This is a genomic window from Klebsiella sp. K47 (assembly GCF_051858335.1).
Taxonomy (GTDB): Bacteria; Pseudomonadota; Gammaproteobacteria; order Enterobacterales; family Enterobacteriaceae; genus Klebsiella; species Klebsiella pneumoniae.
On sequence record NZ_JBPYUI010000016.1, the window covers coordinates 120,475 to 129,098 of the forward strand.

The 8,624-nt window shown below is 60.8% G+C and carries 8 protein-coding genes; 6 read left to right on the plus strand and 2 right to left on the minus strand.

All coding sequences use genetic code 11. The features are described 5' to 3' along the window. Positions 1-71 precede the first annotated feature (71 nt). Complete coding sequence (locus tag RRF55_RS16740) at positions 72-1,406, plus strand: PLP-dependent aminotransferase family protein (protein ID WP_130974945.1); 1,335 nt, start codon at positions 72-74, stop codon at positions 1,404-1,406. Here the strand turns inward: RRF55_RS16740 and RRF55_RS16745 are convergent. Beyond that, complete coding sequence (locus RRF55_RS16745) at positions 1,403-2,866, minus strand: PLP-dependent aminotransferase family protein (protein WP_004176948.1); 1,464 nt, start codon at positions 2,864-2,866, stop codon at positions 1,403-1,405. The two genes, RRF55_RS16740 and RRF55_RS16745, sit on opposite strands and share 4 nt — an antisense overlap. A 241-nt stretch (positions 2,867-3,107) precedes the next feature. Here RRF55_RS16745 and RRF55_RS16750 point away from each other — a divergent pair, with 241 nt between their 5' ends. From RRF55_RS16750 to RRF55_RS16765, 4 genes are read left to right on the plus strand one after another with little or no spacing between them, the layout of a single operon-like run. Further along, positions 3,108-3,959, plus strand: coding sequence for a transporter substrate-binding domain-containing protein (locus tag RRF55_RS16750; RefSeq protein ID WP_002893184.1), 852 nt, complete (start codon positions 3,108-3,110; stop codon positions 3,957-3,959). A 47-nt stretch (positions 3,960-4,006) separates the two neighbouring features. Next, the gene (locus RRF55_RS16755; protein WP_004142522.1) at positions 4,007-4,648 is read left to right on the plus strand and encodes an amino acid ABC transporter permease; all 642 of its coding nucleotides are present in this window, start codon (positions 4,007-4,009) and stop codon (positions 4,646-4,648) included. A 14-nt stretch (positions 4,649-4,662) separates the two neighbouring features. Continuing rightward, the gene (locus RRF55_RS16760) at positions 4,663-5,328 is read left to right on the plus strand and encodes an amino acid ABC transporter permease (RefSeq protein WP_002893189.1); all 666 of its coding nucleotides are present in this window, start codon (positions 4,663-4,665) and stop codon (positions 5,326-5,328) included. Next, positions 5,321-6,082 carry an amino acid ABC transporter ATP-binding protein gene (locus RRF55_RS16765; RefSeq protein WP_021464385.1) on the plus strand — a complete coding sequence of 254 codons (762 nt, stop codon included), beginning with the start codon at positions 5,321-5,323 and terminating at the stop codon, positions 6,080-6,082. The genes RRF55_RS16760 and RRF55_RS16765 overlap by 8 nt, the downstream gene beginning before the upstream one ends. A 53-nt stretch (positions 6,083-6,135) precedes the next feature. Here RRF55_RS16765 and RRF55_RS16770 read toward each other — a convergent pair whose 3' ends face one another. Beyond that, complete coding sequence (locus RRF55_RS16770; RefSeq protein ID WP_004178931.1) at positions 6,136-6,900, minus strand: SDR family NAD(P)-dependent oxidoreductase; 765 nt, start codon at positions 6,898-6,900, stop codon at positions 6,136-6,138. A gap of 180 nt (positions 6,901-7,080) precedes the next feature. Here RRF55_RS16770 and RRF55_RS16775 point away from each other — a divergent pair, with 180 nt between their 5' ends. Further along, positions 7,081-8,418, plus strand: a complete 1,338-nt coding sequence (locus RRF55_RS16775; protein WP_032414656.1) for an aspartate aminotransferase family protein — start codon at positions 7,081-7,083, stop codon at positions 8,416-8,418. Positions 8,419-8,624 lie beyond the last annotated feature (206 nt).

Sequence of the window (8,624 nt, forward strand, 5' to 3'; positions counted from 1 at the left end):
AGCATCGTCTGCGGCGATGGTAATGTGCTCAATCTAATACAATCAAATTATTGTCATAGATACATTTCACGATGAAAGCCCGATATAAAGCCGTTGTCGACCGATATGCCCAGGCGATCCGCAGCGGGCAGCTGCCCGCAGGCACCCGTCTGCCGACGCACCGTACCCTTGCCGCCGGAGAACGCCTCTCGCTGGCCACCGCCACGCGCGTCTACCGTGAACTGGAAGAGATGGGGTTGGTCAGCGGCGAAACCGGCCGCGGCACCTTCGTGCGCGACCTCTCGCTGCCGCCGGGGCACGGGGTCGATCAGCAGGTGGTGGCCGCCGATGTCGTGGATCTCAATTTCAACTACCCTTCGCTGCCGGAGCAGGGCGATGCGCTGCGCGAGGCGCTCAGGCAGCTGGCGATGGCGGGCGATATTGACTCGCATCTGCGCTATCAGCCTCATGCCGGGCGGCTCGCCGAGCGCGAAATTATCGCCCGCCATTTGACCTGCCAGCACTTTACGCCGGATGCGGAAAATGTCCTGATCGTCAACGGCGCACAGCACGGGCTGGCAGTGACCGTCATGGGGCTGTTACGTCCGGGGGATGTGGTGGCGGTGGATGCGCTGACCTATTCGGGCTTCAAGGTTCTGGCGGCGCTGTATCATCTGGAGCTGGCGGCGATCCCCTGTCGACCGGAGGGGCCGGACCTGCAGGCGCTTCATACGCTGTGCCAGCAGCGGCGGGTGCGGGCGGTGTATACCATGCCGACGCTGCACAATCCGCTGGGCTGGGTGCTCAACACCGGGCAGCGGCAGGCGCTGGCCGATCTCGCGCGCCAGCACGACCTGCTGATTATTGAAGATGCCGCCTACGCCCGGCTGGTGAGCCATCCGCCGCCGCCGGTGATCAGCTATGCGCCGGAAAGAACGGTGTATGTCACCGGTTTTTCAAAAAATATCGCCACCGGACTGCGCGTGGGCGTGGTGATCTCTCCGCCGCGCTACCGGCCGGAGATTGAGCGTGCCATCCGGGCCACGACGTGGAATACGCCGACGCTGATAAGTTCGCTGATCTGCGCCTGGATTGAAGATGGCACGGTGGCCCGCTTTGAAACGCAGAAACGACAGGATGCGCGACAGCGGCAGCAGGTGGCCCGCGAGGTGCTTTGTGGGCTTCCCGTCGTCAGTCATCCCGATTCGTACTTTGTCTGGCTGCCTCTGGGTGAAGAGAGCCGGGCCGATCGACTGGCGAATGCGCTGATGGAACGCCGTATTTCGGTGTCGACCGCCGAGCCGTTCTGCGTCTCCGCCACGATCCCGCAGGCGCTGCGCATTGCGCTCGGATCGGTGCCTTTCGACAGTCTGCGCCCGGCGCTGCTCAGCGTGCGCGACGCCGTTGAGTATGAACAATACCGCTAACCCATCTGCTCCAGCTGGCCGCGCAGGACCTCCACCCCCTGGGCGATGGCGTCAGGGTTAATGGCGTGGAATCCCATGCGAAAGTAGTTATCCGGCGGCGCGGCGCTGAGAAAATGGCGCGCCCCGGGCTCAATCAGCACGCCGGCGTGGGCGGCGCGCCAGGTGAGCTGCTGGGTGTTGATCTGCGCCGGGGTCTGCAGCCAGAAGGCGTTAGCATGTTCGCTCCCCGCCAGCGCGCGACACGACGGCAGATAGCGCTGCAGGGCGGCGTGCAGGCGCTCCCAGCGCTGGGCGGAGTCGTAGTGGTAGCGCCGCAGATGGGTTTCATAATGGCCCTGGGCAAGGAAGTGGGCCATCTGGTACTGAATGTTGGTCGGCGGATGGCGATAGACCAGCCGGCGCAGGGCGCGCGCCTCGTCGATCAGGTCCGGGTCGGCGACCATAAACCCCAACCGCAGCCCCGGTGACAGCGCTTTTGACAGGCTGCTGACATACACCACCCGGCCGCTGCGATCGCTGGCCTTCAGCGCCGGCAGTGGGTTGAGGGTAAAGTTACTCTCCGAGTCATAATCATCTTCAATAATGACTGCGTCATGGCGGGCGGCATGCTCCAGCAGCTGGCGACGCCGCGCACTGCTCATGGTCACCCCGGTGGGCACCTGATGGCCGGGGGTGACATAGTAGTAATCGCAGGGACGCTCATTAAGCACGATCCCCTCTTCATCCACCGGGTGCGGCACCACCTCGGCGTCGGCGAGCAGAAAGGTGTTGATGGCTTCGCGAAAGCAGGGGTTTTCGACGCCAATGCGGGTGGTGGAAGAGAGCAGCAGTCGGGTCAGCAGGTAGAGCGCATTTTGCGAGCCAAGGGTGATGAGAATTTCATCCGGCGCGGCGACAATGCCGCGCTTGGGCAGCACCCGGGTGCGGATCTGCTCGATCAGCATCGGCACATCCTGGTCAATATGGTCGATGACCCACGCCGGGTCGCGCACCCCGCCGTGCAGCCAGTTCGCCGCCGAGCGCCAGGTGGCCAGCGGGAACTGCCGGGTATCGGGCTGGCCGTAGATAAACGGGTAGCGGTAGTGCATCCAGCCCGCCGGTTTGAGTATCGACTCCTGCTGGCTGGGGGTCATCTGCAGCCGGTCGCCCCAGCGTGGTGCAGCGGCTTCGCGCTGCGGTGCACTCTCGACGGCGGCAGGCGAAGCTTCATGATAGTCGGGATGCAGGTAGTAACCGCTTCGTGGGCGGCTAATCAGGTAGCCCTCGTTGACCAGACTTTCAAACACCAGCGCGGTGGTGTTGCGCGAGACGCGAAGCTGGCTGGCCAGCTGGCGACAGGAGGGCAGCGGGGTGTCGGCGGCGAAGATCCCGCTGAGAATGGCATTCACCAGCGTCTCTCGCACCTGTTCCTGCAAACCGCGGCCAGGCTGAAAATCAACGTGTAACAGGTGACGGATCATACGGGGCTCCTCTGGCAATAACGCATTGCGACCACCCGTTACACTCAGCAAATTCCATACCACCCTGCCGCCATCTGACACAGCGATGCGGCCCATCTGGCTCTATACGGAATTGAAAAACGCTCCCACATTAAAAACGTATTCAGCCGCCGTGGACCGGAACGTCCCCGGCCACTATTTTGCAGAAACCTTTTCGCGTTCTGGAATGAACCCGTCTGGCCAATCCATCAGGGGTGAAATAATGAAAAAATCATTGGCATCAATGTGTCTGAGCGCTGTATTAACGGTCGCTTTTTCTTATCACGCCGTCGCGGCCGATCTTCCGGAAATAGAAAAATCCGGCACCTTGAAAGTGGCGACGGAAGATGATTATGCGCCGTTTAACTTTATGAATAATGGCCAGGCCGATGGCTTTAACAAAGATATGCTTGAGGAATTACGTAAGTACGCCAAATTCCATGTCGACCAGAGCATATTACCGTGGACCGGATTATTAGCGGCCGTCTCCACCGGGCAATACGATATGGCCTTAACCGGGGCGGTTATTACCGATGAGCGGCTGAAGGTTTTTGATTTCACCCCACCGTGGGCCTCCGCGCAGCACTATTTCGTCAAACGCGCTGGTGATACTTCGTTAAATACGATTGCCGATCTCAGCGGCAAAAAAGTGGGGTTACAGGCCGGGAGCGCGCTGCTGGCGCGTTTGCCGGAGCTGAAGGCGATGCTGGAGAAGACCGGCGGCAAGCTGGGACCGGTGGTGGAGTATCCCTCCTATCCGGAAGCTTACGCCGACCTGGCGAATAAGCGACTGGATTACGTGATTAACGTGGTGATCTCGGTAAACGACCTGGCGAAAGCCAAACCGAAGGTCTTCGCCAAAGGGCTGGCTGTCTCCGGACCGGGGTATATGGCGTGGCCGATCCCGAAAAACTCGCCGCAGCTGCTGGCCTATATGACCAAGTTTATGAACCACATGAAGGAGACCGGCAAGCTCGCCGAGCTGCAGAAAAAATGGTTTGGCGAAACCTATGACAACCTGCCGACCGAGGCGATCACCAGCCCGGAACAGTTTCACAAACTCGCCGGACTGTAATATTCCGCGGCGGGCGACCGCCGCCTGTTGCTGAGAAGGAGGGCCTCATGGATGCAATTTCCTGGCAGTTATTAATCGAAGGCGCATGGACGACCCTCTGGATTTCGGCCATCGCTATCGCCTTCGGGGTGGTGGCGGGCCTGCTGATCGCCCTGGTACGGATGCTGCGCCTGCCGGTGATCGACCAGCTGCTGGTGGTCTATATCAGTCTGGCCCGCGCAACGCCGCTGGTGACGCTGGTGCTGTTTCTGTTCCTTTCCCTGCCGACGATGGGCATTAACCTCGACAAGAACGTGGCCGCCATCGTGGCGCTGACGCTTAACACGTCGGCGTTTAACGCTGAGATCTGGCGCAACGCCTTCCGCACCTTTCCGCGCGAACAGCGGGAGGCGGCGGAGTCGGTGGGAATGCGCCGCTGGACCTACTTCCGCTACATCATGCTGCCGCAGATGTGGATCGAGAGCCTGCCGGCGCTGGTCAATGAGATGTCCTTTTTGATCAAAGGTAGCCCGGCCATCGCCGTGATTGGCGTGGTGGATCTCACCCGGGTCACCAACCGTATCTCCTCGGTCACCTACGAGCCGCTGTCGCCGATCCTCGCCGCCGGCCTGCTGTATGTGGTGATCATCGGCTGTTTGTTGAAGCTGCAGGGTATCGCGGAACGTAAAGCCAGGCGTCTGGCGCGCTAGGAACGGGAGGCATTATGAATCAGTGGGGCGTTATCTGGTCGGTTCGCGATAGCTTTATTGCCGGGTTATTCGCGACCCTCGAACTGTTTATTACCGCCGCCCTGGCGGCGCTGATTATCGGTATTGCGCTGTGTTATTTTAGCGAATATCAAAAGAAAGTGATTAACCGGATTATTATTGGTTTCGTCAGCCTGATGCGTGCGATCCCTTTTTTGATCCTCGCTTATCTTCTGTATTACGGGCTGCCGCAGCTCGGTATTAGCATGGAGCCGTGGACCGCCGGTTTACTGGCCCTGATTATTTATCATGGCGCCTATTTCTTTGAAATATTGCGCAGCCAGCGGCGGGTATTTTCCGGCGGATATATTGAAGCGGCGATTGCTCAGGGCTTTTCGCGCTATGCCATTTTCCGGCGGATTATTTTACCCAATATCGTCTCTTCCGCCTTACCGCTGATCGGCAATCAGCTGATTATTTGCCTGAAGGACACCGCTTTCCTGAGCATTATTACCGTTCAGGAGATCACCGCCGCCGCCAACAGCGTCCAGGCGACCTATTTTATTCCGTTTAACGCCTTTATCGTCGCCATTGGGCTTTACTGGGCGATCAGCATTCTGCTGGAGCTGCTGATTAAGCGCCTGACCGCCTGGGGAGCCAAAAGAGGAATGAGCCATGCCTGAGTCTATTGCCGTAAGCGTCAAAAACGTCTCCAAACAGTTCGATAATGTGGAAGTCCTGCGGGATATTAACCTGACGGTGGAGAAGGGGACCGTGGTGAGTATTCTCGGCTCGTCCGGGTCGGGAAAATCCACACTGCTGCGCTGTATGAACTGGCTGGAACAGCCGGACCGCGGCGAAATTCATATCGGCGGTCAGCGACTGGGGATTGATGAACAGCGAGGCCGGGCGATGTCGCACCGCCAGCTGGCCAAAATCCGCGAGCGGGTGGGGATGGTCTTTCAGAGTTTTAACCTGTGGCCGCATCTGACCGTTCAGCAAAACGTCAGCGAGGCGCTGCTGCACGTTAAGGGCATGAAACGAGACGAGGCGAAGGCCATGGCCATGCAGCAGCTGGAGAAAGTCGGCATGGCGCACAAAGCCGATGTCTACCCGATCACTCTCTCCGGTGGACAGAAGCAGCGGGTGGCGATCGCCCGTTCGCTGGCGATGTCGCCGGAAGTTATTCTCTTCGATGAACCGACGTCGGCGCTGGATCCGGAACTGGTTAATGAGGTGTTGGGGGTAATGAAAGCCCTTGCCGCCGAGGGCTACACCATGGTGGTGGTGACCCACGAGATGGATTTTGCCCGCCAGGTGTCCAATGAGGTGGTGTTTCTGGAGAAGGGGCTGCTGATAGAGAAGGCGCCGCCGGAGAAGTTCTTCACTCAGCCTGACTCCGAACGCGTCAGGCAGTTTCTGCAAAGCAGCCGTTAGTCCGGCCTGCATCCCCTGCCGGCAGCGCCGGCAGGGGATGCGTCGGGTTTCGCTTAATCCCGATCGATGGCGAACGGCTGCCATGCCTGACGCACCGGCATCACCTCCACCCGGTTAATGTTCATATGCGCCGGCAACGTGGCGATATAAAACATCTGCTCGGCGATATCGTGCGCGCTCAGCGGCGTGGTGCCGCGATAGAGCTTATCCGATGCCGCCTGGTCGCCTTTGGTACGCACCAGGGTGAATTCGGTCTCGGCAATCCCCGGCGCCAGATCGGTGACCCGCACGCCGGTGCCAAGCAGATCGCAGCGCAGGTTATAGCTGAACTGCTTCACAAACGCCTTGCTGGCGCCATACACATGGCTGCCGGGATAGGGCCACTGCCCGGCGATCGAGCCGATATTGATAATACTCGCCCCGGCGCCATGGCGGATCAGCGTCGGCAGCAGGGCGTGAGTGACTGTCACCAGACCGGTGACGTTGGTGTCGATCATCGTTTTCCAGTCCTCCAGCGCCACCTCCTGCGCCGGCAGCGGCGACAGCGCCAGCCCGGCGTTGTTGATCAGGGTGGTGATATCGGCGAAATCGGCGGGCAGCGACGCCACGGCGGCAGCCACCGCCTCGCTGTCACGAACGTCAAGCTCAATAATATGCACCGGCACCCTGGCGGCGAGTCTGTCCTGCAAGGCCTTCAGTCGCGGATAGCGGCGCCCGCTCAGCACCAGCGACCAGCCCGCGTCGGCAAACACCTGCGCTGCCGCTTCGCCAAAACCCGAGGTCGCCCCGGTGATAAACACTACGTTGCTCGTTGCCATCTCATTCTCCTGTGCGGTTGTCCCTTCACTATAAAAACGCCGGACGACAAGGCACAGGGCCAGACGACGGGCAGGGATGTGACACCGTGTCACATCGTTATGCGCGCACTGGCTCTATCCGATTTGCGCGGCCAAGGCCAATGATGAAGCCAACCACTACGACATGAGAGAGGGCAGGGTATGAAGCTGGCAATTCACAACGAGGTCGCGGTAAGCAATGACGAAGTTCGGCAATTAGATCGCGCCTATGTGTTTCATTCATGGTCGATGCAGGGCAATCTCAACCCGCTGGTCATCGCCGGGGCGCAAGGCTGCGAGCTATGGGATTATGAGGGGAACACCTGGCTCGATTTCAGCAGCCAGCTGGTGAACGTCAACATTGGCTATCAGCACCCCCGGGTACTGGCGGCCATGAAGGCGCAGCTGGAGACCCTGGTCACCATCGCGCCCGCCACCGCCAACCTTGCCCGCGGCGAAGCGGCGAAGCGCATCGTCGACCTGGCGCCGGCGGGCTTCAGTAAGGTGTTCTTCACTAACGCCGGGGCGGATGCCAATGAGAACGCGATTCGCATGGCGCGGCTCTATACCGGGCGCGACAAGGTGCTGTCGGCCTATCGTTCCTATCATGGCAACACCGGCAGCGCGATCGCCGCTACCGGCGACTGGCGCCGGGTGCCGAATGAGTTCTCCCGCGGCCACGTTCACTTCTTCAACCCCTACCTTTACCGCAGCGAGTTCAACGCCGCGACTGAGGAAGAGGAGTGCCAGCGCGCGCTGGCGCATCTGCGGCGGATCATTGAATGCGAGGGGCCGACGGCCATCGCGGCGATCCTGCTGGAGTCCATCCCCGGCACCGCCGGGATCCTCGTGCCGCCGGCAGGCTATATGCAGGGCGTGCGCGCCCTGGCCGACGAGTTTGGCATCGTGCTGATCCTCGATGAGGTGATGGCCGGCTTTGGCCGCACCGGCAGCTGGTTCGCCTTCGAGCAGGATGGCGTGGTGCCGGATCTGGTGACCTTTGCCAAGGGGGTTAACGCCGGCTACGTGCCGGCGGGCGGGGTGCTGATTAGCGAGCCGATTGCCCGCTACTTTGACGATCACTTCTTTGCCGGGGGGCTGACCTACTCCGGCCATCCGCTGGCGATGGCGGCGATTGTCGCCACCATCGACGCGATGAAAGAGGAGAAGGTGGTTGAGAACGCGGCCTATATCGGCAACGAGGTGCTGCGCCCCGGTCTCGAGGCGCTGGCGGAGAAGCACGCCATTATCGGCGAGGTGCGCGGTCGCGGCCTGTTCCAGGCGCTGGAGCTGGTGAGCAGCCGTGAACAAAAAACGCCGCTGACCGCCGCCGACATGGCCGCGATCAAAGGGGCCCTGACCGAAGCCGGGCTGCTGGCCTTTGTGGTGGAGAACCGCATTCACGTGGTGCCGCCGTGCACCATTACTGCTGAGCAGGTGGCGCAGGGGCTGGCGATTTTTGATGCGGTCTTTGCTCGCTTTGCCAGCCTGGCGAAGTAGGGGAGGGGGCCGGATACTGTTGCCCGGCGGCGCGCTTGCACGGGCCTACGGGGTGTGAGCCTGTGAGTGGATCCTGTAGGCCGGGTAAGGCGCAGCCGCCACCCGGCGAAATCAAGGATACCGTGCCTGATATCTTGCCCGGCGGCGCTGCTGGACTGCACCCCAAAAGTTGGACACCCAACTGAGTAAGGTGCAGTTTTATGGCT

What these genes read in the sequence shown, in the direction of transcription:
- RRF55_RS16760 (WP_002893189.1), top strand. Translation starts at nt 4,663, where the DNA reads ATGAATCAGTGGGGCGTTATCTGGTCGGTTCGCGATAGCTTTATTGCC.
- RRF55_RS16755 (WP_004142522.1), top strand. Translation starts at nt 4,007, where the DNA reads ATGGATGCAATTTCCTGGCAGTTATTAATCGAAGGCGCATGGACGACC.
- RRF55_RS16775 (WP_032414656.1), top strand. Translation starts at nt 7,081, where the DNA reads ATGAAGCTGGCAATTCACAACGAGGTCGCGGTAAGCAATGACGAAGTT.
- RRF55_RS16770 (WP_004178931.1), bottom strand. Translation starts at nt 6,900, where the DNA reads ATGGCAACGAGCAACGTAGTGTTTATCACCGGGGCGACCTCGGGTTTT.
- RRF55_RS16745 (WP_004176948.1), bottom strand. Translation starts at nt 2,866, where the DNA reads ATGATCCGTCACCTGTTACACGTTGATTTTCAGCCTGGCCGCGGTTTG.
- RRF55_RS16750 (WP_002893184.1), top strand. Translation starts at nt 3,108, where the DNA reads ATGAAAAAATCATTGGCATCAATGTGTCTGAGCGCTGTATTAACGGTC.
- RRF55_RS16740 (WP_130974945.1), top strand. Translation starts at nt 72, where the DNA reads ATGAAAGCCCGATATAAAGCCGTTGTCGACCGATATGCCCAGGCGATC.
- RRF55_RS16765 (WP_021464385.1), top strand. Translation starts at nt 5,321, where the DNA reads ATGCCTGAGTCTATTGCCGTAAGCGTCAAAAACGTCTCCAAACAGTTC.